The organism is Paraburkholderia sp. NMBU_R16 (genome assembly GCF_013282575.1).
Lineage (GTDB): Bacteria > Pseudomonadota > Gammaproteobacteria > Burkholderiales > Burkholderiaceae > Trinickia.
This window is the reverse complement of the sequence record NZ_JAAAYE010000035.1, coordinates 21,918-47,291: the sequence shown is the minus strand read 5'-3', so window position 1 is coordinate 47,291 and position 25,374 is coordinate 21,918. Positions and strand designations below refer to the sequence as shown.

General features: G+C 64.8%; 23 protein-coding genes and 1 pseudogene. 9 read left to right on the top strand and 15 right to left on the bottom strand.

Annotation, left to right across the window (positions count from 1 at the left end; genetic code table 11):
- Window positions 1-13: 13 nt before the first annotated feature.
- Together GWC77_RS18285 and kdgD are read right to left on the bottom strand one after the other, a co-directional pair.
- Window positions 14-1,606 carry an aldehyde dehydrogenase (NADP(+)) gene (locus tag GWC77_RS18285; RefSeq protein ID WP_173259291.1) on the bottom strand — a complete coding sequence of 531 codons (1,593 nt, stop codon included), beginning with the start codon at window positions 1,604-1,606 and terminating at the stop codon, window positions 14-16.
- Entirely contained in the window at window positions 1,603-2,529 is a 927-nt protein-coding gene (gene kdgD / locus GWC77_RS18280) for a 5-dehydro-4-deoxyglucarate dehydratase (RefSeq protein WP_173259290.1), read from the bottom strand. The genes GWC77_RS18285 and kdgD overlap by 4 nt, the downstream gene beginning before the upstream one ends.
- A gap of 109 nt (window positions 2,530-2,638) precedes the next feature.
- On the opposite strand from kdgD, the gene GWC77_RS18275 reads away from it, so the two are divergent.
- Both GWC77_RS18275 and GWC77_RS18270 read left to right on the top strand, forming a co-directional pair.
- Complete coding sequence (locus GWC77_RS18275; protein ID WP_217283324.1) at window positions 2,639-3,529, top strand: LysR family transcriptional regulator; 891 nt, start codon at window positions 2,639-2,641, stop codon at window positions 3,527-3,529.
- Between the two features lie 74 nt (window positions 3,530-3,603).
- The gene (locus tag GWC77_RS18270) at window positions 3,604-4,308 is read left to right on the top strand and encodes a 16S rRNA pseudouridine(516) synthase (RefSeq protein ID WP_173259286.1); all 705 of its coding nucleotides are present in this window, start codon (window positions 3,604-3,606) and stop codon (window positions 4,306-4,308) included.
- Here the strand turns inward: GWC77_RS18270 and GWC77_RS18265 are convergent.
- Window positions 4,302-5,336, bottom strand: a complete 1,035-nt coding sequence (locus GWC77_RS18265) for an NAD-dependent epimerase/dehydratase family protein (protein WP_173259284.1) — start codon at window positions 5,334-5,336, stop codon at window positions 4,302-4,304. The genes GWC77_RS18270 and GWC77_RS18265 overlap by 7 nt on opposite strands.
- A gap of 48 nt (window positions 5,337-5,384) precedes the next feature.
- On the opposite strand from GWC77_RS18265, the gene GWC77_RS18260 reads away from it, so the two are divergent.
- Together GWC77_RS18260 and GWC77_RS18255 are read left to right on the top strand one after the other, a co-directional pair.
- A complete protein-coding gene (locus tag GWC77_RS18260) occupies window positions 5,385-6,416 on the top strand; it encodes a CDP-6-deoxy-delta-3,4-glucoseen reductase (protein ID WP_173259282.1) in 1,032 nt (343 codons plus the stop codon).
- Window positions 6,417-6,722: 306 nt separating this feature from the next.
- Complete coding sequence (locus tag GWC77_RS18255) at window positions 6,723-7,907, top strand: acetylornithine transaminase (RefSeq protein ID WP_173259280.1); 1,185 nt, start codon at window positions 6,723-6,725, stop codon at window positions 7,905-7,907.
- 128 nt (window positions 7,908-8,035) lie between these two features.
- Here the strand turns inward: GWC77_RS18255 and GWC77_RS18250 are convergent, their stop codons facing one another.
- The 6 genes from GWC77_RS18250 to GWC77_RS18225 all read right to left on the bottom strand — a co-directional run bounded on the left by GWC77_RS18250 (window position 8,036) and on the right by GWC77_RS18225 (window position 13,857).
- Window positions 8,036-8,752, bottom strand: coding sequence for an ABC transporter ATP-binding protein (locus tag GWC77_RS18250; protein WP_173259279.1), 717 nt, complete (start codon window positions 8,750-8,752; stop codon window positions 8,036-8,038).
- Window positions 8,752-9,528 carry an ABC transporter ATP-binding protein gene (locus GWC77_RS18245; RefSeq protein WP_173259277.1) on the bottom strand — a complete coding sequence of 259 codons (777 nt, stop codon included), beginning with the start codon at window positions 9,526-9,528 and terminating at the stop codon, window positions 8,752-8,754. Before GWC77_RS18245 ends, GWC77_RS18250 begins: the two co-directional genes overlap by 1 nt.
- Before the next feature lie 29 nt (window positions 9,529-9,557).
- The gene (locus tag GWC77_RS18240; protein WP_173259275.1) at window positions 9,558-10,727 is read right to left on the bottom strand and encodes an ABC transporter ATP-binding protein; all 1,170 of its coding nucleotides are present in this window, start codon (window positions 10,725-10,727) and stop codon (window positions 9,558-9,560) included.
- 18 nt (window positions 10,728-10,745) lie between these two features.
- Window positions 10,746-11,696, bottom strand: a complete 951-nt coding sequence (locus tag GWC77_RS18235; RefSeq protein WP_173259273.1) for a branched-chain amino acid ABC transporter permease — start codon at window positions 11,694-11,696, stop codon at window positions 10,746-10,748.
- Between the two features lie 742 nt (window positions 11,697-12,438).
- Entirely contained in the window at window positions 12,439-13,398 is a 960-nt protein-coding gene (gene ispH / locus GWC77_RS18230) for a 4-hydroxy-3-methylbut-2-enyl diphosphate reductase (RefSeq protein WP_173259271.1), read from the bottom strand.
- Between the two features lie 3 nt (window positions 13,399-13,401).
- Complete coding sequence (locus tag GWC77_RS18225) at window positions 13,402-13,857, bottom strand: peptidylprolyl isomerase (protein ID WP_173259269.1); 456 nt, start codon at window positions 13,855-13,857, stop codon at window positions 13,402-13,404.
- A 192-nt stretch (window positions 13,858-14,049) separates the two neighbouring features.
- On the opposite strand from GWC77_RS18225, the gene radC reads away from it, so the two are divergent.
- The 4 genes from radC (at window position 14,050) to nadB (ending at window position 17,131) form a co-directional block, all read left to right on the top strand.
- Window positions 14,050-14,763, top strand: a complete 714-nt coding sequence (gene radC, locus GWC77_RS18220) for a DNA repair protein RadC (protein WP_367949060.1) — start codon at window positions 14,050-14,052, stop codon at window positions 14,761-14,763.
- Window positions 14,764-14,998: 235 nt separating this feature from the next.
- On the top strand, window positions 14,999-15,232 hold the full coding sequence (gene rpmB / locus GWC77_RS18215; RefSeq protein ID WP_173259265.1) for a 50S ribosomal protein L28: 234 nt from the start codon (window positions 14,999-15,001) through the stop codon (window positions 15,230-15,232).
- A 10-nt stretch (window positions 15,233-15,242) separates the two neighbouring features.
- Entirely contained in the window at window positions 15,243-15,410 is a 168-nt protein-coding gene (rpmG, locus tag GWC77_RS18210; protein WP_121281636.1) for a 50S ribosomal protein L33, read from the top strand.
- Between the two features lie 122 nt (window positions 15,411-15,532).
- The gene (gene nadB / locus GWC77_RS18205) at window positions 15,533-17,131 is read left to right on the top strand and encodes an L-aspartate oxidase (protein WP_173259263.1); all 1,599 of its coding nucleotides are present in this window, start codon (window positions 15,533-15,535) and stop codon (window positions 17,129-17,131) included.
- A gap of 18 nt (window positions 17,132-17,149) precedes the next feature.
- Here nadB and nadC read toward each other — a convergent pair whose 3' ends face one another.
- From nadC to purN, 6 genes are all read right to left on the bottom strand, one after another.
- Window positions 17,150-18,076, bottom strand: a complete 927-nt coding sequence (nadC, locus tag GWC77_RS18200; RefSeq protein WP_254367024.1) for a carboxylating nicotinate-nucleotide diphosphorylase — start codon at window positions 18,074-18,076, stop codon at window positions 17,150-17,152.
- Window positions 18,073-19,218 carry a quinolinate synthase NadA gene (nadA, locus tag GWC77_RS18195; RefSeq protein ID WP_173259262.1) on the bottom strand — a complete coding sequence of 382 codons (1,146 nt, stop codon included), beginning with the start codon at window positions 19,216-19,218 and terminating at the stop codon, window positions 18,073-18,075. The genes nadC and nadA overlap by 4 nt, the downstream gene beginning before the upstream one ends.
- 135 nt (window positions 19,219-19,353) lie before the next feature.
- On the bottom strand, window positions 19,354-20,550 hold the full coding sequence (locus GWC77_RS18190) for an acyl-CoA desaturase (RefSeq protein ID WP_173259260.1): 1,197 nt from the start codon (window positions 20,548-20,550) through the stop codon (window positions 19,354-19,356).
- A 181-nt stretch (window positions 20,551-20,731) separates the two neighbouring features.
- A complete protein-coding gene (locus GWC77_RS18185) occupies window positions 20,732-22,057 on the bottom strand; it encodes a mechanosensitive ion channel family protein (protein ID WP_173259258.1) in 1,326 nt (441 codons plus the stop codon).
- A gap of 69 nt (window positions 22,058-22,126) precedes the next feature.
- On the bottom strand, window positions 22,127-23,452 hold the full coding sequence (locus GWC77_RS18180; RefSeq protein ID WP_173259309.1) for an RsmB/NOP family class I SAM-dependent RNA methyltransferase: 1,326 nt from the start codon (window positions 23,450-23,452) through the stop codon (window positions 22,127-22,129).
- A gap of 169 nt (window positions 23,453-23,621) precedes the next feature.
- Window positions 23,622-24,269: a phosphoribosylglycinamide formyltransferase gene (gene purN / locus GWC77_RS18175; RefSeq protein ID WP_173259256.1), complete on the bottom strand. Its 648-nt coding sequence runs from the start codon at window positions 24,267-24,269 to the stop codon at window positions 23,622-23,624.
- A 149-nt stretch (window positions 24,270-24,418) separates the two neighbouring features.
- On the opposite strand from purN, the pseudogene GWC77_RS18170 reads away from it, so the two are divergent.
- A pseudogene (locus tag GWC77_RS18170) lies at window positions 24,419-25,339 on the top strand (bifunctional riboflavin kinase/FAD synthetase); the annotation flags it as partial.
- Window positions 25,340-25,374: the final 35 nt, after the last annotated feature.

The following is a 25,374-nucleotide window of genomic DNA, read 5'->3' as shown; positions in this document are numbered from 1 at the left end:
TTGCCGACCGGTCTTAAGCGCCGCCGGGCGCCGGTTGTCCGTCGACGAGGCGTCGCACGCCCCATGGGTTGGCTTCGCGCAATGCCTGGGGCAACAGCGCATCCGGCAAGTCCTGATAGCAAACGGGCCGCAAGAAGCGCTCGATCGCCGCCGTGCCGACCGAAGTCGAACGCCCGTCGGTGGTTGCCGGCCACGGGCCGCCATGCACCATCGCGTGCGTGACTTCGACGCCCGTCGGCCAACCGTTCGCGAGAATGCGTCCAGCCTTGCGTTCGAGCGTCGGCAGCAACGTGCGCGCAAGTACGGCATCGCGCGCGTCGTCCGCGTTCAAGTGAAGCGTCGCCGTCAGTTGCCCCTCGAGCGAGCGCGCTACAGCGGCGAGTTGCGCCGCGTCGCGGCAGCGCACCACCAGCGCGGCCGCGCCGAAAATCTCCTCGTGCAGCGCAGGCTGAGCGAGAAAGCTGTCGGCATCGGTCGTGAAGAGTCCCGCCCGGCCGCGGTTCGGCTCCTCGCTGTCAAGGCCGCGTGCGACACAGCGCACATTCGGTTCGTGCTCCAGACGGTCGACGCCGCGCCGATAAGCCTCGCTGATGCCGGGCGTCAGCATCGGCTGAGCCGCCCGCTGCGCAAGCGCCGCTTCAGCCGCGTTCAGGAAGCGGTCCAGGCCGGCACCGTCGATCGCGAGCACGAGCCCCGGGTTCGTGCAGAATTGCCCGGCGCCGAGCGTCAGCGAATCGACGAACTGCGCGCCCAGCGCGTCGGCACGCGCATCGAGCGCAGCCGGCAGCAGAAAGACCGGATTGACCGCGCTCAGCTCGCCGTAGACGGGAATGGGCTGGGGGCGCGACTGTGCGATGCGCATCAATGCGACACCGCCCGCGCGCGAGCCGGTGAAGCCGACGGCCTGAATACGCGGGTCGGCAACGAGCGCGCCCGATTTTTCCTTTTCGGCGAACAGCAGCGAGAACACGCCTTCGGGCAGTTCGCAGCGTGCAACGGCGCGCTGCACCGCGCTGCCGACCAGCGCGGAAGTACCCGGATGCGCCGAGTGCGCCTTCACGATCACGGGACACCCCGCCGCGAGCGCAGCGGCCGTGTCGCCACCGGCTACCGAGAACGCGAGCGGGAAATTGCTCGCGCCGAATACGGCGACCGGCCCGAGCGGAATCCGGCGCAGGCGCAGATCGGCACGCGGCAGGGGCTTGCGCTCGGGCAGCGCGGGATCGACGCGCACATCGAGCGCATCGCCGCTTTTCGCAAGCCGCGCGAACAGCCTCAGTTGATTACAGGTACGCGCACACTCGCCTTCGAGGCGGGCGCGCGGCAATGCCGTTTCAGCCATCGCCCGCTCGATCAGTTCATCGCCGAGCGCTTCGATTTCGGTTGCAATCGTTTCGAGAAACGCGGCTCGCGCCGTCGGCGTCGTCTCGCGGTAGATATCGAAGGCGGCCTCGGCGAGCGCGCAGGCTCGCAGCACTTCGTCGAGACTCGCGAGCGTGAAGGCCGGCTCGAGTGCCGCACCGGTCGCGGCTTCGATCGCGCGAAACGAGCCGGCCGTGCCGGCGACGCGCGCCGCTCCGATCAGGAGCTCGCCCGATACCGTCATGCTTGCACCTCGTGCACGCGGCTCACGAGCTGCGTCAGCTCGGCGAACTCTGCCTCGGTCAGATCCGTGAGCGGCGCCCGCACGGGTCCGGCCGGACGACCGATCGCACGCATGCCCGCTTTCACGATCGACACTGCGTAGCCGCGTTTGCGGTTGCGCAGCGCAATGTAAGGCAGCACGAACTTGTTCAGTTCGGCGTACACCTTCGCATGATCGTTCGCGCGCACCGCCGCATAAAAATCGAGCGCGAACTTCGGCAGGAAGTTGAAGATCGCCGACGAGTACGTCGTCACGCCGAGCGTGAGGTACGGCAACGCGAACGTTTCGGCCGTCGGCAGCCCGCCGACGTAGGTGAAGCGGTCGCCGAGGCGCGCGTGGATGCGCGTCATCAGCTCGAGATCGCCCACCCCATCCTTGAAGCCGACCAGGTTCGGGCACCGTTCGGCGAGCCGCTCGAGCGCGACTTCATCGAGAATCTGATTCGCGCGGTTATAGACGATGACGCCGAGCTTGGTCGAATTGCAGACCTGCTCGACGTGCGCGGCCACGCCATCGGTCGCCGCTTCCGTCAGATAAGGCGGCAACAACAGAATGCCGTCCGCGCCCGCAGCCTCGGCCGATTGGCAGAACTCCTTGGCCATTGCCGTGCCGTAGCCGGCCGGCGCGATGACAGGCACACGGCCGCCCGTTTCCTCGACGGCGGCGCGCACGACACGGCTGACCTCAGCCGGCGTCAGCGAAAAGAACTCGCCAGTACCGCCCGCGGCGAACAGGCCCGCGGCGGGATGGCTGAACAGCCAATCGAGATTGGCACGGTACGCACTTTCGTCGAACGACAAATCGTCCTTGAAGTGCGTAACGGGGAACGACAACAAGCCGGTGCCAATCTGGCGGGCGAATTCGGTGGGCGTATAGCGGGTCATGTTGATAGCGCGTGGAAAGCGTTCCTGACGAAGAATGAGGCGATTCTTGCACCGAGAACGATTCACGTCCAAGATAACGGCTGACTCGATTAATACCTCTTTTGAATCGATGTTTGAACTGAGCCAGCTTCGCTGTTTCGTGGCCGTCGCCGAGGAACTCCATTTCGGACGGGCCGCCGAACGGCTCCATATGACGCAGCCGCCGCTGAGCAGACAAATCCGTCTGCTCGAACATCAGGTCGGCACCGCGCTGTTCGAGCGCAGCAGCCGATCGGTGAGGCTCACCGCTGCGGGCCGCAGTTTTCTGCCCGATGCGGCCCGCATCCTGCGTCTGGCCGACGAGGCGGCCGCGACAGCCCGCCGGGTGGCGGCCGGCGCCGCGGGATCGCTCGCGATCGGCTTTACGGCGTCCGTGGGCTACGGGGTGCTGCCTTCGCTCGTCAGCGCGGTCCGAGCGGCCTCCTCGGGCGTCAGGCTCACGTTGAAGGAGATGGTGAGCGGCGCGCAACTCGAGGCGCTCGATGCCCGGCAGATCGATGTGGGCTTGCTGCGCCCGCCCGTCGAGCACGGCGAACTCGTCGCTCAGCCGTGTACGCGCGAAGCACTCGTGCTTGCATTGCCGGCCGCGGCCGCGCAGCAGTGGCCCGCGCGGCCTGCGCTCGCCGATTGCGCTGGCAAGCCGCTACTCATGTATTCGCCGTACGAGGCCCGCTACTTTCATCAGCTCGTCAGCGGCCTGCTGGAGCGCGCCGGCGTACTGCCCGATATCGTGGAGTACGTGAGTCAGATTCATTCGATGCTGGCGCTCGTGCGCGCGGGCATTGGCGTCGCGCTGATTCCCGCAGCGGCAGCCATGCTGCGGTTCGAAGGCGTCGTCTACCGGCCCGTGCGCACGACGCCCGCAAGCCCGGTCGAGCTGCTGTTCGTCCATCGCAACGACAACGACAACCCCGTATTCGCGATGCTAAAGGACGTGCTCTACAAGACGATCGCGGGTTGAGACGGCGCGCCGCGTGGCGATCGATGCGCCCGGCCGCTTGGTAGAATGCGCTCGAATTATTTGCGCGCCGCCCCATGGACCTCGAAAGCATTCTCTTCACGCAGGGCTTCGGCTCGCGACGGCAGTGCCGCGCGTTGATAGCCGAAGGTCGCGTGCGTATCGGAGGCGCCGTTTGCCAGGAGCCCGCCGCGGAGTTCGCAACGGCTGCGCTCGAATTCGACGTGGACGCCCGCCGCTGGCAGTACCGGGAACGCGCCTATCTGATGCTCAACAAGCCGGCCGGCTACGAATGCTCGCGCGAACCGCAGCACCACCTGAGCGTTTTTGCGCTCTTGCCCGCGCCGCTGGTGGCGCGAGGCGTGCAGTGCGTCGGGCGACTCGACGAAGACACCACCGGCTTGCTGCTCCTGTCGGACGACGGTCAATTCGTGCATGCCTATACGTCGCCGAAGCGCAAGGTTCCGAAGACGTATCTGGCAACGACGCGCCATGCGCTCGACGAGGCGCAACTCGCCGCGCTGCGCAGGGGTGTCTTGTTGCACGGCGAGCGTCAGCCGCTCGCCGTCGCGGCCGCCCACGCGCGCGGCGAGCGATGCCTGGAGCTGACGATCAACGAAGGCAAGTATCACCAGGTGAAGCGCATGATCGCCGCGGCGGGCAACCGCTGCGAAGCGCTGCACCGCCAGCGGATCGGTGGGCTCGCACTGCCCGAGACGCTCGAGCCGGGTGGCTGGCAGTGGCTCGGCGAGCACGAGCTCGGCGCGCTTGCCGGTCATTGACCGGGGTCGATGCGCACCGTCGCAAGAAAATCGTCGACGCTCGGGTAACGCAGCTTTACGCGCAACTCCTGGACGAGGCGCCGGTTGGCGAGGCGCCGTGACTCGCTCATGAACGAGAGCGTCACGGGTTCGAGTTGCTGCTCGGCCTGCTGGCGCGAAATACGTGGTACACGGGCGAGCCCGTACGCATCGGCGACGCGGTCGAAGTACTCCCCCATCTTCAATACGCTGTCGTCGCTGGCATGGAAGACCCGCGAAACCGCGCCGCGAGCCAGCGTGCGCAGCAGGATCGCCGCCAGATCGTCGGCATGGATATGGTTCGTGTAGACGTCGTCGGCATCGACGAGCGCCGGCATGCGGCGCTCGATGCGCGCCAGCGGCAGCCGATTAGCTGCATAGATGCCGGGAATCCGGACGATGCTGGCGGCGAGCGCGCCGCGCGCCGTCGCGCGCCGCAATGTCCGCTCGGCGCACACGCGGCGCTTCGCGCGTGCGTTGACAGGCTTGACGGGCCGCGTTTCGTCGATCAGGGCGCCGCGGCAATCGCCATAGACTCCGGTCGTGCTCGCATAGACGAGACGCATGCGCCGCGGCGCGACAAAGGCGTCGGGTACAATACTCGTTTGTCGCCGCTCCGCCGATGGCTGCGTGCGTGTGGCGACGCCCCGCAGCCGCCCCGCCGGTGCGACGGGTCCACGCGCGGCGCGTAGCTTCGCCGGCGTGGTGAGCGCCGCAACGAGCGCACGCGTGCGCGGGTCCGTATCGCCCTCGGGCGGTGGCGGGGCGAGATGCAGCACCGTCGTCGCGAGACCCGACAGGCGCCGCAGGCTACGCGCCACGTCGAGATCGCCGACGATTGGCGTGATGCCCGCGGCGCGCAGCAGTGGCGCGCGTTCGGCGTGGCTCGTGAGCGCGATGACGCGCGTTCGCGCGGCGCGTCGCGCGAGCAGACCCGCCGCCCGCAGGCCGACGTCGCCGCATCCGACGATCAGCACGCGCGAGCGCCGCAGAAGTCGAGTGGTTCTCATTGCCGGCATTGTAGCCGGCCCCTGGATTGATCTCTTCGTTGCAAAGCTATGGCCTATAACGTGACCCTCCGGCAAAGCGGCCGGCAGTTTCAAGTGGAACCCGACGAAGCCGTGCTGACGGCCGCGCTGCGCCAGAACATCGGCCTGCCGTACGGCTGCAAGAACGGCGCGTGCGGCTCGTGCAAAGGCACGCTCGTGTCGGGCCAAATCGAACAGCGTTCGCATTCGTCGTCGGCATTGTCGAACGACGAAAAGACGCGCGGGATGGCGCTCTTTTGCTGCGCCACCGCCCAATCGGACCTCGTCATCGACGTGCGCGAGATCGCCGGCGTCGGCGACATGCAGGTCAAGAAGCTGCCGTGCCGCGTGAATGCCATCGAGCGCCGGGCCGACGATGTCGTCGTACTCAAGCTGCAGTTGCCCGCCAACGAGCGTCTGCAGTACCTCGCCGGCCAGTACATCGAGTTCATCCTGAAGGACGGCAAGCGCCGCAGCTATTCGATGGCGAACGCACCGCACGAGGAAGGCCCGATCGAGTTGCACATCCGTCACATGCCGGGCGGCACGTTCACCGATCACGTCTTCGGCACCATGAAAGAGCGCGAGATCCTTCGCTTCGAAGGCCCGCTCGGCACGTTCTTCCTGCGCGAGGATTCGTCGAAGCCGATGGTGCTGCTCGCCTCGGGCACCGGCTTTGCGCCGATCAAGGCGATCATCGAGCACGCTTTTCACCGCAACCTCGAGCGCCCGATGACGCTCTATTGGGGCGGTCGCCGCAAGAAGGACCTCTATTTGATGGACCTTGCGCAGCAATGGGAAAAGGATCACCCGAACTTCAAGTTCGTGCCGGTGCTGTCCGAACCCGACTCGAGCGATGCCTGGAGCGGCCGGACCGGCTTCGTGCATCGCGCCGTCATCGAGGACTTGCCCGATCTCTCGGGTTATCAGGTCTATGCGTGCGGCGCGCCGGTCATGGTCGAAGCGGCACAGCGCGACTTCACGAGTCATCACGGCCTGCCCGCCGACGAGTTCTACGCCGACTCGTTCACGAGCGAAGCCGATCTCGCCAACGCGGTGTGACGTACGGCGGCGTGAATTTCAATTGCGCGACATATGCCGGCACGATGGCGATGCGCAACGCGGGCATGACGAAGCGATTGCATCGATGCGCGCGCTGTCGTATTCTTGCGCGCATGAACCGCATCCACACCCTTTTCCGACGTCGCCGCTCGCTACCCGCTTGGGAAGCCGTCGGCTCGTCGCGGATGCGCGCCTCGCAGCAACAACGCTAGGCGCAAACCCGGTCAAACAGCGAAAGCCACGGACTCCCGTGGCTTTTTTCATTTTTACGGATCGTTGCCTTCCTTCACTCTCGCGGAGCGCCCCATGCATTTCAATGAATACCCGACGCAATCGCTGATGTACATCACGAACCGGCCCGAGGTCGTCTTCACCCATGGCGAAGGCTCGTGGATCTTCGATAGCGAAGGCAAGCGCTACCTCGATTTCATTCAAGGCTGGGCCGTGAACTGCCTGGGTCACTGCAATCCCGGCATGATCGAAGCGCTCGAAAAGCAGGCACGTACGTTGATCAATCCGTCGCCGGCTTTCTACAACGAGCCGATGGCAAAGCTCGCCGGCCTGCTCACCGAATACAGCGTCTTCGACAAGGTCTTCTTCGCCAACAGCGGCGCGGAAGCCAACGAAGGCGCGATCAAGCTTGCCCGTAAGTGGGGCCGGAAATTCAAGAACGGCGCATACGAAATCGTCACGTTCGATCACAGCTTCCACGGACGGACGATCGCCACGATGTCCGCGAGCGGCAAACCCGGCTGGGACACGATCTACGCGCCGCAGGTCCCGGGCTTTCCCAAGGCCGAGCTCAACGATATCGCGTCGGTCGAGCGACTGATCGGCGACAAGACGGTCGCCGTCATGCTCGAGCCGATCCAGGGCGAAGGCGGCGTGATTCCGGCCACGCGCGAATTCATGCGCGAGCTGCGAGCATTGACGCAGCGTCACAACGTACTGCTGATCGTCGACGAAGTGCAAAGCGGCTGCGGTCGCGCGGGCACGCTGTTCGCCTATGAGCTGTCCGGCATCGAGCCCGACATCATGACGCTCGGCAAGGGCATCGGCGGCGGCGTACCGCTCGCCGCGCTGCTCTCGAAGGCCGACGTCGCGTGCTTCGACGCGGGCGATCAAGGCGGCACCTACAACGGCAATCCGCTCATGACGGCCGTCGGCTACTCCGTGCTCTCGCAACTGACGGCACCCGGCTTCCTCGAAGGCGTGCGTGAGCGCAGCGAGTACCTGCGCGAACGGCTCATCGAGTTGTCCGCGGAACGCGGCTTCGAGGGTGAGCGCGGCGAAGGCCTCTTGCGGGCGCTCCTGCTCGGCAAGGACATCGGCCCGCAGATCGTCGAAAAGGCCCGCCTCATGCAGCCCGATGGCCTGCTGCTCAACGCTGCGCGTCCGAACCTGCTGCGCTTCATGCCGGCGCTGAACGTGACGACCCAGGAAATCGATCAGATGATGGCGATGCTGCGGGAAGTGCTCGACTCGCTCTGACCGTGCGCCGCGGGGCCATACACAGTGCCCCCACACGGACCGACGATAAACGACAAAGGCCGCATGCTGGAACATGCGGCCTTTCACGTTGGGGCGGGCGAACACGCCCGCCCGGTCACGACTCGCTCTTACTCGCCGAGATAAGCTGCGCGTACCTTCGGATCGTCGAGCATGTCCTTCGCGTTGCCCGACATGGTGACCGCGCCCGAGTCCATCACATAGCCACGGTCCGCAGCCTGAAGCGCGAGCCGCGCGTTCTGCTCGACCAGCAGCACCGTGATGCCCTCCTTCGAAATTTCCCTTACGACCTCGAAGATTTTCTCGACCATGATCGGCGAGAGACCCATCGACGGTTCGTCGAGCAACAGCAGCTTAGGCTTCGACAGCACGGCGCGCGCCATCGCCAGCATCTGCTGCTCGCCGCCCGAAAGCGTGCCCGCGAGCTGGCTCGCCCGCTCCTTCAAGCGCGGGAAGAAGCCGAACATACGCTCGACGTCCTTCTTGATGCCGTCCGTATCGTTACGCAGATACGCACCCATCTGCATGTTCTCGACGATCGACATGCGCGCGAAGATGCCGCGCCCTTCCGGCACCATCGCCAGACCGCGCTTGAGCAGTTCGTGCGGCGGCACGCCCTTGATCGATTGACCGTTGTACTCGATGTCACCGGCCGAATAGGGCTTCAAGCCCGTGATGGCCTTCATCGTCGTGGTCTTGCCGGCACCGTTCGCGCCGATCAGCGTGACGAGTTCGCCCTGCGCGACCTCCATGTCGACGCCCTTGACCGCTTGAATGCCGCCGTAGTTGACCTGCAGGCCCTTGATTTTCAACATTGCCGTAGCCATCAGTGGACCCCCGCTCCGAGATATGCCTCGATCACCTTCGGGTCTTTCTGCACATCCTGCGGCAGACCTTCGGCGATCACCTTGCCGTAATCGAGCACCGTCATGCGATTGCACAGGTGCATCACGAGCTTCACGTCGTGCTCGATGAGCAGGATCGTCCTGCCGTCGCTACGGATTTTGTCGAGCAGCTTGGTGAGCTCGAGCTTTTCCGTCGCGTTCATCCCCGCGGCCGGCTCATCGAGCGCGAGCAGCTTCGGATCGGTGGCGAGCGCGCGTGCGATCTCGAGCCGGCGCTGATGGCCGTACGAGAGGTTGCGCGCCGTGTAGTCGGCGTATTGCAGCACGCCCACGTACTCCAGCAGCTCCAGCGCGCGCTCCTTGATCTCGCGCTCTTCCTGGCGCTCGGCCGGCGTCTGGAACACTGCGCCGAACAGGCCGTGCTTCGTGCGCACGTGACGGCCGACCATGACGTTTTCGAGCGCCGTCATGCCGCCGAAAAGGCGGATGTTCTGGAAGGTACGCGCGATCCCCGCCTTCGCCACCTGGTAGACGGCTTCCGGCTTGTATTCCTGGCCGTCGAGCCTGAACTCGCCCGAGTCGGGCGTGTAAAGGCCGGTGATCACGTTGAAGAACGTCGTCTTGCCGGCTCCGTTCGGGCCGATCAGACCGTAGATCTGTCCTTCCTCGATTTGCAAGCCGACGTCGGACAGCGCCTGCAGCCCCCCGAAGCGCTTGTTCACGCCCGTGACGGACAGTCGAATGGATTTGTTGCTCATAAAAATATCTCCAGCCTTGGCTTCGGGCATTAGGCGCGCGCCGGCTTCTTGCTGCCGCGCTTGGCCAGTTTCGCGATTCGGTCCTCATGCTTCGCCGCGGGCCACAAGCCCTCCGAGCGATAGAGCATGATGAGCACCATGGCGAGGCCGTAGAGCAACTGACGGATCACTTCCGTATCGACGATCTGGTGACCAAAGATCCAGTGCTGCAGCGGACCCATCGTCGAGCGCAGGAATTCGGGGAAGATGGCGAGGAGCACTGCGCCAAGAATCACGCCGGGGATGTGGCCCATGCCGCCCAGTACGACGCAAGCCAGCACAACGACCGATTCCCAGAACGTGAACGATTCGGGCGACACGAAACCTTGAAAGCCCGCGAACATCGCTCCCGACAGGCCGCCGAACGATGCGCCCATCGCGAATGCGAGCAGTTTCACGTTACGCGTGTTGATGCCCATCGCCTTGGCGGCGATTTCGTCTTCGCGAATGGCGGCCCAGGCGCGACCGATACGCGAGTGCTGCAACCGCGTGCAAACCCAGATGACGAACAGCGAACACAGCACGAACAGGTAGTAATACATGTAGACCGACGGCAACTGCATGCCGAACAGCGTATGCGTCTGCGACAGATTGAAGCCGGCCACGTGAACCGGGTCGACGCCCGTAATGCCCTGCGGCCCGTTCGTAATGTTCACCGGACGGTCGAGGTTGTTCATGAAGATCCGGACGATTTCCCCGAAGCCCAAGGTCACGATGGCGAGGTAATCGCCGCGCAGCCGCAGCGTCGGAGCGCCAAGCAGCACACCGAAGAGCGCGGCGAGCCCCATCGCGATCGGCACGACCACCCAGTACGGCGCATGGATGCCGCCGGGGAACATATGACCGATCCACTCGAACTGGTTCGCGAGGTGCGGCGAAGTGAGCAGCGCCGCCGTGTAGGCCCCCACCGCGTAAAAGGCGATGTAGCCCAAATCGAGCAGGCCGGCAAAGCCCACCACGACGTTCAGGCCCAGCGCGAGCATCACATAGAGCATCGCGAAGTCGAGCACGCGCACCCAGTAGTTGCCGCCGGCTGCGCCGATCAGAAGCGGGGCCGCGATCACGAGAGCGGCAGTCAGCACACCGACGACGAGGGTCTTCGCTGCGTTCTTTTCAGGGATGAGCGTCGTGGACGGCTCGATCGGTTGAATTGAGGTCATGTTCCTTGCTCCTTGCCCTTACGCACGGTCTGCCACGCGCTCGCCGAGCAGACCCGACGGACGGAAGACGAGGACGATGATCAGCACGATGAATGCGAATACGTCCTGATAGTTACTGCCGAACACACCGCCCGTCAGATTGCCGATGTAGCCGGCCCCAAGCTGTTCGATCAGGCCGAGCACCACGCCGCCGACCATCGCGCCGCCGAGGTTGCCGATGCCGCCGAGCACCGCGGCCGTGAACGCCTTCATGCCGGGAATGAAGCCCATGTAAAAGTGCACGTTGCCGTATTCAGACGCGATCATGACGCCCGCCAGCGCGGCGAGCGCGGAGCCGATCATGAAGGTTGCCGAGATGACGAAGTTGGGGTTCACGCCCATGAGGCTCGCGACGTTCGGGTTCTCGGCGATCGCGCGCATCGCGCGGCCGAGCTTCGTCTTGTGCACGAGCAGCAGCAGGCCGCCCATGACAAGGAACGCGACGGCGATGATCACGATTTCAGTCATCGAGATGACCGCGCCCGGATTGTTCTCGCCGGCGGTGATGACGTTGATCGGATCGGTCGACAGGAGCTGCGGGAACGGCAGCGGATTGCGCGACCAGATCATCATGGCCAGCGTCTCCAGCAGGATCGATACCCCGATTGCGGTAATGAGCGGCGCGAGGCGAGGCGCCCGCCGCAAGGGCCGGTAGGCGGCGCGTTCGATCACGTAGCCTACGACCGCGCACACCGCAGCGGCAACGACGAGCCCGATGATCAACGTCGGAACGTTGCCGAGTCCGGGGAAGTGGTTGTGCAGCACCGAGATGGTCGATAACGCAACCATCGCGCCCACCATCAGCACGTCGCCGTGGGCGAAGTTGATGATGCCCAGAATGCCGTACACCATTGTGTAGCCCAGTGCGATGATGGCATAAACGCTGCCGAGCACCAGACCGTTGAGGATCTGCTGGATGAAGATATCCATTTAAAGCTCCTTAGCCAGTGCAATTGGATTTGCGCCCGGTGTCCGCCGTAATGCGGACGGTTGGCGAAAATCGCAACGGCACTGCGGGTACTGATGAAAAAACCGGTAAGGGTTGGCCGCCTCACACGCGCCGCATGTAGCCGTGATCCGGCGGCCGGCCCGATGAGGCGGATGCAAAAACGGCACCGTCGGGTAGCGGTGCCGTCGGACTACTGCTTCTTCATTACTACGATGAACCGGTGCCGTGACGGGTACCGTCACGGCACCGCCATTCGTCGCACGATTCCGGGCCATGCCGGCGCGAGCCGGCCGCACACGCCAGCCCTGCCTCGTTCCCGCGAGAGCCGTGCCGAGTGCGCGGGCGGCGAAAGCCACCGCCGCCTCGCCATCGCTCGCCTCGCCGCTGCTCGACTTGCCGATCGCGGCGTAAGCAAACTGGACATGCATTAACTCGGTCTCCTGCGCCTTGCCGAAACTAGTGCCGAAGGTCACCAGACCTTTAGGACGCGCGCATTGTAACTCCAATTCAGGAGTGGCCAATAAAGGGGATCGGCAGGGTTTTCCTGCATTGCAACCTTTTTTTGAGGCATCTATTTGGCTCGGATTGCAACCCGGTTGCGATCTTGCGCACATTTTGAGGAGCAACCACGCAAGGCGAGCGCAAATGGCGAACAAAAAAGCGCGCTCGGGGGCGCGCTTTTTTTTGAGAAAGGGAATCCGACGAGACTGTCGGCAGCGAAGCTTACTCGGGCAGCGTCAGGCCGCGTGGCAGGGGGAAAGCGATGCCCTCCTCGATGCCGTCCAGCGCGCGCACGTTGCGCACGCCCAGTTCGCGCAACCGGCCGATCACCGCCTGTGCCAGCACTTCCGGAGCCGAGGCGCCGGCCGTCACGCCGATGCGGCGTTTGCCTTCGACCCAGGCCGGATCGATCTGTTCGGGCGCATCGACCATATATGCGGGCACGCCGCGCTTTTGCGCGACTTCCCGGAGCCTGTTCGAATTCGAGCTGTTGGGACTGCCGACGACGATTACGACATCGCACTGCGGTGCCATGAATTTGACCGCATCCTGGCGATTTTGGGTGGCATAGCAGATATCCTGCTTTTTCGGCTCGCGGATGGACGGAAAGCGGGATTTCAGCGCCGAAATGATTTCCGACGCATCGTCCACGGAAAGTGTCGTTTGCGTGACGAAGGCGATGCGCTCGGGGTCGGCCGGCTCGAGGGAATTGACGTCCTCGACGCTTTCGACGAGATACATGCCCTCGGCGCACTGCCCCATCGTCCCCTCGACCTCGGGATGCCCCTTGTGGCCGATCATGATGATATCGAGGCCTTCTTGCCGCATCTTCGCGACTTCGATGTGTACTTTCGTCACGAGCGGGCAAGTCGCGTCGAAAATGCGCAGTCCGCGCGCATCGGCCTCGTCGCGCACGGCCTTCGATACGCCGTGCGCGCTGAAGATGACCGTGCTGCCAGCCGGTACTTCGTCGAGCAACTCGACGAAGACCGCGCCCTTTTTGCGCAAGTCCTCGACGACATAGGCGTTATGGACGATCTCGTGGCGCACGTAGATCGGCGCACCGAACAGCTTGATCGCGCGCTCGACGATTTCGATCGCGCGATCGACGCCCGCGCAAAAGCCTCGCGGCTGGGCGAGCAAAATCTCGGCGGTGGCGAGGGAAGTTTCCATGAAGCTCATGTCTTACAAAATTCCGATGATTTTCACTTCGAACGTGAGCGCCTGGCCCGCGAGCGGGTGATTGAAGTCGAAAAGCGCCGACGTTTCGCCGACCTCCTTGAGCACGCCCGCATAGCGGCCGCCGTCCGGCGCGTTGAATTCGATCACGTCGCCCGGAGTGAAATCCTCGTCGACCATGCCGTTTTCGCGCAACACGGCCAGCGCGACGCGCTGAACCAGCTCGGGATTGCGCTCGCCGAAGGCTTTTCCCGCACCTAGCCGGAAGGTTGAATGGTGTCCCGTCTTGAGCCCCACGAGAATGTCTTCCAGCGGCGGCGCGATTTGCCCCGCCCCGACGAGCAGCGTAGCCGGCTTGTCTCCGAAGGTACTGACGATGTCGGCGCCGTCGGCCAGCGCAAGCCGGTAGTGGAGCGTGACGTGCGAGCCGGGTTTAACTTCGGAGAGATCGATGATGCTCATGGGAATAACTCGTTCGGTCGGAGCGCAGGGTGCGCGCCGTGCGTGCAACGCAAGACCACCGCGGCCGCGTCGCGCGCAGCGGCGCCCGGCGCAAAGTCTGTATTGTAAGTCACCTGGCGGTGGGCACGCATGGGCGGCGAAGACGCGGCCGGGCACACCGCCGCCGCGGCTCGCGATGGTGGGAGAGCGTTGATGCGGGATAGTTCCTGTCCCATCGCCGGCATGGCGGAAAAAGAGGCGCAAGAGCGGCGCTCGCGCGACATGCCGCGCGAGCGGCTCTTCGGCGCCGGAGCGGGCGCGCTTTCCGACACCGAGCTCATCGCCATTTTCCTTGGCTGCGGCCTGCCCGGGCGCGACGTCTTCGAACTCGCCCGGTCGCTGCTCGAGCGTTTCGGCTCCCTGCGCAGCATGCTGGAGGCAACACCGGCGGACTTCCGGGGACTGCGCGGCATCGGGCCGGCCAAAACGGCCGTGTTGCTGGCGGTCGTGGAGATGGCCCGTCGCGCGCTCGCCGAAAAGGCCCGCGAGATGCCATTCATCGATTCGAGTGCCGCGGTGGAAGACTACGTGCGCCTGCTGATCGGTACCCGGCCGTACGAGGTATTCGTCTGCTTGTTTCTCGATGCGCGCCACCGGCTCATCGACAGCGAGGAAAGCGCACGCGGCTCGCTCACGCGCATGGCCGTCTACCCGCGCGAAATCGTGCGCCGAGCGTTGGCCGTCAATGCCGCCGCGCTCGTCGTGGCGCATAATCACCCCTCGGGCGCGGCGCAGCCGAGCGCGAGCGACCGCCAGCTCACCCGCATGCTGCGCGACGCCCTGGCGCTCGTCGACATCAAGCTCGTCGATCACCTCGTGGTGGGTCGCAGCGCCGTTTTCTCGTTCGCGCACGCCGGGTGGCTTTGACGTGCGCGGCCCTGCCTGGCGGCGCTCCGGCGGGCGGAATGCAAATTCGGTTTGATTTATCGGCTCTTTTTCTGCTAGAATCGCCGTCTACCTCTTTTCCAACACGTTCCGCAGCCTCGATCCGTAACGTAAGAAGCGGTAAGAATCGTCAGGCCCGGCAGTTGGCCCAGAGTCGGCCAGCCGGCTTGAGCCGAGGCTCGAACCCCGAATAAAAGCGTTTTAGGAGTGCTCTCATATGGCACGCGTATGCCAAGTAACTGGGAAAGCGCCGATGAGCGGCAACAACGTTTCCCACGCGAACAACAAGACGAAGCGGCGCTTCCTGCCGAATCTGCAATACCGCCGTTTCTGGGTGGAGAGCGAAAACCGGTGGGTGCGCCTGCGCATTTCGAACGCCGGCCTGCGCCTCATTGACAAGAACGGCATCGACTCCGTGCTCGCCGATCTGCGCGCACGCGGCGAAGTGTAAGGAGTAAATCATGGCAAAAGGCGCACGCGACAAGATCAAGCTCGAGTCGACCGCAGGTACGGGTCACTTCTATACGACGACCAAGAACAAGCGCAACATGCCGGAAAAGATGGCGATCATGAAGTTCGATCCCGTCGTCCGCAAGCATGTTGAGTACAAGGAAACCAAGATCAAGTAATCTGGTTTTCGGCGAGCCTGAAGACAACGAAAAGCCCCGCCCTCGTGCGGGGCTTTTTGCGCATGGCTTCGTTGCAAACCGCCAGGCGACGCCGAGCCCGAGACTGAGGACAAGGACAAAACATGAATTTCGATGTCGTGATCGTGGGCAGCGGGCTGGCAGGGTTGACCGTTGCACTGAATCTCGCCGAGACGCGCCGCGTGGCCGTCGTGGCGAAACGCTCGATGACCGAGGGTGCGAGCGACTGGGCGCAAGGCGGTATCGCAGCGGTGCTCGATTCCGCGGACAGCATCGAAAATCATGTCAACGACACGCTCGTTGCCGGAGGCGGGCTCTGCGACGAAGCGGCAACCCGCTTTATCGTCGAAGGCGGCCGCTCGGCGATCGAATGGCTGATCGCGCAAGGCGTGCCATTTACGCGTGACGCGGCGGCCGAACTCGGCTTTCACCTGACGCGTGAAGGCGGCCACAGCCACCGGCGGATCATTCACGCAGCCGATGCCACGGGCCATGCCGTCGTCGCCACGCTTTCGGAATGCGTGCGCCGTCACCCGAACATCACGCTGCTCGAAGACCACTACGCGATCGATCTCATTACATCCGATCGCCTCGGTCTTCCGGGCCGTCGCTGCCATGGCCTGTATGCGCTGGACCTCGCGAGCGGGCGTACCGTCACGCTGCAAGCGCCGCACACCGTCTTGGCCACGGGCGGCGCCGGCAAGGTCTATCTCTATACAACGAATCCCGACACCGCTACCGGCGACGGGATTGCCATGGCATGGCGCGCCGGCTGCCGGGTCTCGAACATGGAGTTCATCCAGTTCCACCCGACCTGCCTCTTTCACCCCTACGCGAAATCATTCCTGATCACGGAAGCCGTGCGCGGCGAAGGCGGACGCCTGCTACTGCCCGACGGCACGCGTTTCATGCCGGCCCATGACGAACGCGCCGAGCTCGCCCCACGCGATATCGTCGCGCGCGCCATCGACTTCGAAATCAAGAAGCGCGGCATCGATTGCGTCTATCTCGACATCAGTCATCAGCCAGCCGCTTTCCTGCACGAGCACTTCCCGACGATCCTCGCGCGCTGCCTCGAGTTCGGCATCGATATCACGAAAGATCCGATTCCCGTCGTGCCCGCGGCCCATTACACGTGCGGCGGGGTCGTCACGGATCTGGCCGGCCGCACGGATCTGGCCGGGCTTTTTGCCGTCGGCGAAACGGCCTGCACAGGGCTGCACGGCGCGAACCGTCTTGCCAGCAACTCGCTGCTCGAATGCCTCGTCATTGGGCGCGCGGCGTCCGCGGCGATCCAAAGCGATGGGTTCGAAGCCGCCGCTCACGCGCCGCTGCCCGATTGGGACGAAAGCCGCGTTTCCGATCCCGACGAAGAGGTCGTCGTCGCCCATAACTGGGACGAACTGCGGCGGCTCATGTGGAACTACGTCGGTATCGTGCGCACGGATAAACGGCTCGCGCGGGCTCGGCATCGGATCGCGCTGCTGCGGGACGAGATTCAGGAGTATTACGCGAACTTCAAGGTCAGCCGGGATCTGCTGGAGCTGCGCAATCTCGTCGATGTCGCCTCGCTCATCGTCGAAAGCGCCCGCTCGCGGCGCGAAAGCCGCGGGCTGCACTTCTCGCGCGATTGGCCATCGGCCCTGCCGAAGGCGCTTCCCACCGTGCTGTCGCCCGAGCGCGTGCGCAACCGGCAAGCGTGACCGGCGTGACGTGACGGCTCAGACGATTCGCATCGAATAATCGGTCGCGCGCACATCCTTCGTCAACGCGCCGATCGAGATTCGATCGACACCGGTCTCGGCGATCGCGCGCACCGTATCGAGGTTGACGCCGCCCGACACTTCCAGCACCGCCCGGCCCGCCGTGAGCTTGACGGCGTCGCGCATAGCGTCGAACGAGAAATTGTCGAGCAGGATCGATTGAGCGCCGTGCGCGAGCGCCGACTCCAGTTGCGAGAGCGTCTCCACCTCGATCTGGATCGATACGCCGGCGTCGAGCGCGTAGGCGGCTTCGAGGGCGGCGCCCACGCTGCCTGCCGCGGCGATATGGTTCTCCTTGATGAGGATGCCGTCGTAGAGCGCTAGCCGCTGATTCGCCCCACCACCGACGCGCACGGCATATTTCTGAGCCAGCCGCAGCCCGGGCAAGGTCTTGCGCGTGTCGAGGATGCGTGCGCGCGTGCCTGCGACAATGTCGGCGTAGCGGCGAGTCGCCGTGGCCACGCCCGACAGCAATTGCAGAAAGTTGAGCGCGTTGCGCTCCGCGGTCAGCAGCGCGCGCGCAGGACCGCGCATCGTGCAGACCTCCGAATCGGGCGCCATGCGATCGCCCTCGCGGTACCGCCAATGGAGTTCGATCGTCGGGTCGACTTCGCGCATCACGGCGGCAAACCATGGCACGCCGCACAGCACCGCATCTTCCCGAACGACGACGCGGGCATCGCGCACACTGTCGGCCGGGACGAGCCGGCCTGTCAGATCGCCATCACCGATATCCTCCGCGAGCGCGTCGGCGACATTGCGAGCGAGCGCCGCATCGAATGCGTCACCGTACTCGGTTCGGATTTCGGCAAACAAAGGCGACACGGCGGCCGCGTTCTTGTGCTCTGCCTGTGACATCGACTGCATCGGCCGTGCGCTCGTCATGCGGCACCTACGTTGGCAAAGAGCGCAGCATCGCGCGCGAGATCGCCGCTTGCCTGGACGCGCGCCTTGCGCTGCGCCGCGAAAGCAAGCATCCGGTCGATCGGCAAGCGCGCCCGCTCGCCGATGGCGCGATCGACGAAGATTTCGTTCGTCCCACGCTCCAACACGTCGGCAAGATTCGCAAGGCCGTTCATCGCCATCCACGGGCAATGCGCGCAGCTCTTGCAGGTTGCGCTGTTGCCGGCGGTCGGCGCTTCGATGAACGTCTTGCCGGGTGCGGCGAGGCGCATCTTATGAAGAATGCCGAGATCGGTCGCGACGATGAAGTGAGTCGCCGGCAGCCGCCTGGCCGCGTCGATCAGCTGCGTCGTGGAACCGACGACATCGGCTTGCGCCACCACGCTCTCCGGGGACTCGGGATGGACGAGGACCTTCGCCTCGGGGTATTCGGCGCGCAGCAAGTCGAGCTCGATGCCCTTGAACTCGTCGTGCACGAGGCAGGAGCCTTGCCATAGCAGCATGTCGGCGCCCGTTTTCGTCTGGATGTATCGACCCAGATGGCGATCGGGCGCCCAGAGAATCTTCTCGCCGCGTGCGTGCAGATCGGCAACGATCTCGAGTCCGATGGACGATGTGACCATCCAATCCGCCCGCGCCTTGACCGCAGCACTCGTGTTCGCATAAACGACTACGGTGCGATCAGAGTGCGCGTCGCAAAACGCGGAGAACTCGTCTGCCGGACAGCCGAGATCGAGCGAGCACGTCGCGTCGAGATCGGGCATCAGGATACGTTTGTCAGGACTCAGGATTTTGGCTGTTTCGCCCATGAACCGAACGCCGGCGACCACGAGCGTCTGCGCCTCGTGATCGCGGCCGAAGCGCGCCATTTCGAGCGAATCGGCAACACAACCGCCCGTCTCGTCGGCCAGTTCCTGCAGATCCGGATCGACATAGTAATGCGCGACGAGCACGGCCTTCTCGCGTACGAGCAGTTCACGGATACGTGCCTTGAGTGCCTTGCGCTCTTCCGGCGACGGCGCAGGCGTGACTTTCGCCCACGCCTGCCCAACGCCGCATACCGCGCCGGCCGCGCTCGTTACGAGCGGCTTATCGAACTCGACAGTCTTGATCGTCGAAGCCATCTTCATCTCCGGTCCCACACCAGGGGCGCTTGGGCCATTGCGCCTGCAGCCCATGTATAGCTGACGCTACAAAAAACAACACCCCGCCAGCGCGGGGTGTTGTGTGACGTCTCGAAATTCTAATGGAATTCGCGCTCAGGCGTATCGGCGCAGCCGCAGGGCGAACTCCTGCAGCGCTTTGATGCCGCTTTGTTCGGCGCGATGACACCAGTCCTGCAACTGGGCCAGCAACTGTTCGCGCGATGCGTTGGAACGATCCCAGATCGCGGCCAGTTCCTCGCGCAGCTCGATGAACGTGCGCAACGTCTGGTTGTTGGCAAAAATCTCGGGGAGCTGACGTTTCTGCGGTTCGTCGAGGCCTTCTTTTTCCTTGTGGAACCACGTGCGCGCGTTGCGCATCAGCATGTACTTTTCGCGTGCGCCGATCTCCTTCAAGCGCGCAAGCTCCTGGCGATACGCGCGCTTGACCGTCTTCCCGTAGCGCGCCATGACCTCGTAGCGATTCGAGAGGACGGCCTGGAGTGTGTCGTAATCGAGCACGGACTTGCGTGCGATGAGGCGCGGTGTCGGCGCGAGCTTCTTCACCTTCGCCAGCCCCAGCACCGACAGGATGCGGATATAGGCCCAGCCGATGTCGAACTCGAACCACTTGTTCGACAGCTTGGCCGATGTCGCATACGTGTGGTGATTGTTGTGCAGTTCCTCGCCGCCGATCAGGATGCCCCAGGGGAAGATATTCGTGCTCGCGTCGGCGGAGTTGAAATTGCGATAACCCCAGAAGTGCGCGAGGCCGTTGACGACGCCTGCCGCCCAAAACGGAATCCAGATCATCTGCACGGCCCATACGCTGAGGCCCACGATGCCGAAGAGCGCCACATCGACCACCATCATCAGGCTCACGCCGAGGATCGGGTAACGCGAATACACATTGCGCTCCATCCAGTCGTTGGGCGTGCCGTGGCTGAAGCGGCGGATTGTCTCCTCGTTCTTCGCTTCGGCGCGATAGAGTTCGGCCCCTTCGAGCAGTACCTTCCAGATTCCGCGCGTTTGGGGGCTGTGCGGGTCTTCCTCCGTTTCGCACTTGGCGTGGTGCTTGCGGTGAATCGCCGCCCACTGACCCGTCAGCATGCCGGTGGTCGTCCAGAGCCAGAAGCGGAAGAAATGACTGGCGATGGGATGCAAATCGAGCGCGCGGTGAGCTTGGCAGCGGTGAAGATACACCGTCACACCGATGATCGTCACATGCGTGACGGCAAGCGCGAAAAGCACGATTTGCCACCATGAGAAACGGAGCAAGCCGTGCGCGAGGAAATCGAGCAGGGAATTCAACAAGGCCTTTACCTGTGGAACGACGACGCCAGCCGGGGCCCGCGTCTGTCAGAAAAACGAAAGCAACGCTTGAAACAGATGAACATTGTACTGCAATGATCGCAAGTCGTTGTAACAAAAAAGATTTCCTGCACCGCCGCGACTGCTTTGCCCTGCGGCATGTGGCCGCATCGGTCGCGCCGCCTTACGATGCTTGCGCCACGTCCTGTGCCGTCGGCTCGCTGGCGCCGACGATACGCACTTCGCGCGTCGGATAGGGAATCGCGATGCCGTGCTCGCAAAAAAGGCGCCAGATGTTGCGGTTGACCGCGGAGCGCACGCCGGCTGTGCCCTTGGCCGCATCCTCGATCCAAAACCCGAGCTCGAGATTGATCCCGTCGGCGCCGAACGAAACGAAATAGGGCGCGGGTGCCGGGTCCTCGAGCACGCGGTCGACGCCGCACGCGGCTTGCGCGAGCAGCGCCATCGCCCGGTCGATATCCGAGTCGTAGGCAACTTGCACGGCGGCTTTCGCATAGCCGCGCGTGAGAAACGACGAGTGGTTCTGAACGACATCGGTGATCAGTTTTTCGTTCGGAACGAGCGTTTCGATGCCATCCAGGCCGCGCACGGTCGTATAACGGGTGCTGATCCGTGTCACGAGCCCCTGCAGCCCGCCGACGTTGATCGTGTCGCCGATCCGCAGCGACCGGTCGATGAGGATGATGAAGCCCGACACGTAGTTGCTCGCGATCTTCTGGAGCCCGAAGCCCAGGCCGACGCCGAGCGCGCCGCCGAACACCCCGAGCACCGTGATATCGATGCCGACGAGCGAGAAGCTGATCAGCACCGCGGCCAGAATCAGCAGCGCGCGGCCCGTGCGGGCGAGCACGACGCGCAGATTGGCGTCGATCGAGCGCGCCCGCATGAGGCGCTCCTCGAGCATCGAGCCCGCCCACATCGCCACGATCAGCGTGGCACAGACCCAGAGCGCGCCCGTCGCAATGGACAGCAGCGTCATCCGCTCGCTGCCGACGCGAAAGCGCACCGAATCCATCCAGTGCAACACCTGCTCATGGATGCCCAGCACGAAGAGCACCATCGCTACCCAGACCACGACACTGACGATCTTTTCGGCGATGGAAAGCCAGGCGTGAGCATGGCCGTTGCGGCCGAACACGCGTCGGGCAACGAAGAAAACGATATAGATCAGCGCGATACCGATGAGCGGCACCAATGCGAGTTCGAGCAGCGACGTCGACATGTAGTCTTCGAAGACGGTCTGCTCGATCCATACGAGTACACCGCCAAGCAGGGGAAGCAGTGCCTTGTGCAGACTTTCGGCGCCGAAACGCGCAGGCTCGTGGCGCGCGCTGCGACGCGAATCGAGCTTGTGGCGCACGACGCGCGCGAGCAGCCACGCGACGAGCAGCGCCCCGACGAGCATGCCGGCCTGCCAGAGCATCACGGGCTGACCGAAGTCGCGGATCAGGCCCGCGACCATATGGGAAAGAATGCGGTTCTGTGTCATCTCGAGGGACTCCGGGCGCCGGCCGCCGGCATGGGAGGACAGTACCCACGCACGGCGCTCGGCCACCGCTCAGGTACGGCGTTCGAGCACAGCGGCGAAAAAGCCGTCGGTCGCATGGCGATGCGGCCACAGCGATAGATACTCGCCCATCTCGAGACCGATGCGCTGCTCAGCGAGCACGTCGCTCGCCGGCACGAGCGCAAACTCCGAGTGCTCGGCCAGAAATTGCGCGACGACCGCCTCGTTTTCCGCTTCGAGCACGCTGCAAGTCGCATAGACGAGCCTCCCGCCCGGCTTCACGAGCCGCGCGGCGCTCGCGAGAATCGACGCCTGCTTCGGCGCCAGCTCCTCCACCGACGCCGCGCTTTGCCGCCACTTGAGGTCGGGGTTGCGGCGCAGCGTGCCGAGGCCGCTGCACGGTGCGTCGACGAGCACGCGATCGATCTTGCCGGCGAGCCGTTTGATCTTGATGTCGTGCTCGCTATCGATGTGCACCGGATGGACGTTCGAGAGACCGCTGCGGGCAAGCCGCGGCTTGAGCTTCGCCAGCCGCCGTTCGGCGACGTCGAACGCATAGAGCCGCCCCGTCGAGCGCATCGCGGCACCGAGCGCGAGCGTCTTGCCGCCCGCCCCCGCGCAAAAATCGACGATCATCTCGCCGCGCCGCGGCGCGACGAGCGAGCACAGCAACTGACTGCCTTCGTCCTGCACCTCGACCCAGCCGTCCTCGAACACTTTGAGCTTCGTGAGCGCCGGCTTGCCGACCACCCGGACGCCGAGCGGAGCGAACGGCGTCGCGCCGGCTTCGATGCCGGCTTCTTCGAGCGCGGCCAGCACCTGCTCGCGGCTCGCCTTGAGCGGATTCACACGCAAATCGAGCGGCGCCGGGTAGTTGAGTGCCGCCGCGAGCTGGGCCAGCTCGTCGGGCTCGAAACGCTTGGCGAGCGCCTCGGCAATCCAGTCGGGCAGATTCGTCCGGATACGCAGCGGCAGGCTCTGCGGATCGATCTTCGCCACGTGCTCGAGCCATGCGTTCTCGTCCTCGGAGAGGAACGGCCGCAGCGCGGAACGCCCGGCCGTCTGCATGAGACCGAGCAGTGCAAGACGCCGCATGGGCCCGCCGGTGCCGCTTTCGGCCAGATGCGCGAACTCCATGCGCCGGCGCAGCACGGCAAATACGGCCTCCGCGATGATGCCGCGCTCGTTGTGGCCGAGCTTCGGATGGGCACGGAAAAAGCGGCTGGTCGTGGCGTCGGCGGGACCCGTGAACTTGAGCACTTCCGCAATCAGTGCCTCCGTCTGGCCGACGAGAAAACCATGCACTCCGCCTTCGCGCGAGCGCCCCGGCGTGGCACCGGGCGCACCGCCCGATTTGGCGCCGCGGGGTGCGCGCATCGGGCGCGCGACTTGGCCGCGCGGCTTCGGCTGCGAAGCGGACGAGGTGGGCGAGAGGGGTTTCGATCGAGTAGTCTTTGTTTTCATGTTGCCTCCCGTCAGGCGCTGGCCGGGCGGGCAGCTGCCCCCGGCGCGGGCAGCCAACGAATATGAGCGCGATGAGGATTCATCACGCCTCTTGGTGAGTATCGGCAAAAAGCCACTGCGGCTCGGGCGGCGTCACGTTGACGCGCATGCCGTCGAGCGACAGGCGCCCCTGCACGAACCAGCGCACCGCGCGCGGGTAGGCCACGTGCTCGGATGCGAGCACGCGTGCCGCGAGCCGGGCCGGGTCGTCGCCGGCCGCGATCGGCACGGCGGCCTGGATGACGATCGGCCCGTGATCGAGCTGGGGCGTGACGAAATGCACGGTCGCCCCGTGCACCGTCACGCCTGCTTCTAGCGCACGCCGATGCGTGTGCAACCCAGGAAAGCTCGGCAGCAGCGACGGATGCACGTTCAGCATGCGCCCCGCGTAGCGTTCGACGAAAGCGGTGGTCAGCACACGCATGAAGCCGGCAAGGACGACGAGGTCCGGAGCGAAGCTGTCCACGACACGCGCAAGCGCGGCGTCGAAGGCCTCTCGCTCGGGGTACTCGCAATGATCGACGATGGCCGTGGCGATGCCTTCGCGCGCGGCGAACGCGAGACCGGATGCATCGGGCCGGTTCGCGATGACGGCGGCGATGCGGGCGGGCCACCCTTCGTGCGCCGCCGCGCGCACGATCGCTTCCATATTGCTGCCCCGCCCGGAAATCAGAATTACGATGTTCTTCATCCGGCGATTTTATCATTGGGGACCCGCGGGCCAGCCGCGGCGGCGCCGTCCGACGCCCCGAACGTTTATAATCTCTTGTTTTGCGGCGCCGGCAAGGCCCGCATCGATCCTTGGCCTAGCGGCATCGCGCCGCCCACTCGACGGTTATCGTGAGAGTCTTCCGCGGTCTTCCCAATGCCGAAAGCCGCGCGCCGTGCGCGCTGACGATCGGCAATTTCGACGGTGTCCACCGCGGTCACCAGGCATTGCTCGCGCGCGTGCGCGAAGCCGCCCGCGCGCGCGGCCTGCCCGTCTGCGTCATGACGTTCGAGCCGCATCCGCGCGAATTCTTCAATCCCGCCGGCGCGCCGCCGCGTATCGCGATGCTGCGCGACAAGCTGGAGGCGCTGCGCATGAACGGCGTGGACCGGGTCGTCGTCGAGCATTTCAACCGCACGTTCGCGAGCCAATCGCCCGATACGTTCGTCGAGCGCATCATCGTCGAGGGCCTGCACGCGCGCTGGGTGCTGGTCGGCGACGATTTCCGCTACGGCGCCAAGCGCGCCGGCGATTTCGCCTCGCTGCGCGCGGCCGGCGAGCGGCATGGCTTCGAGGTCGAACAAATGGACACCGTCGCCGACGCAGCCGGCGCGCGCATCTCGAGCTCGGCCGTACGGGCCGCGCTCGTCGCGGGCGATCTCGACGCCGCGCGGGCCGCGCTCGGGCGCGACTACGTGATCAGCGGCCATGTCGTGCACGGGCTCTCGCTCGGGCGGGACCTCGGCTTTCCGACGTTGAACCTGCCGATCGCGCACAAGCGCCCCGCGCTGGCCGGCATCTTCGTCGTGCGGGTGCACGGCATCGAGGCCGAGCCGCTGCCCGGCGTCGCGAGCCTCGGCGTGCGCCCGACCGTCGACGACTCCGGCCGTGTGCTGCTCGAAGTGCACCTGCTCGACTGGCATGGGGACGCCTATGGCAAACTCGTGCGCGTCGAATTCCTGAAGAAGCTGCGCGACGAACAAAAGTACGTCGACCTCGAAACGTTGAGCGCGGCGATTGCGCGCGATGTCGCGAACGCGCGCGCTTACTTTGCCTGAGGCCGTCCGACACCTGTAAAGGGAGCCTG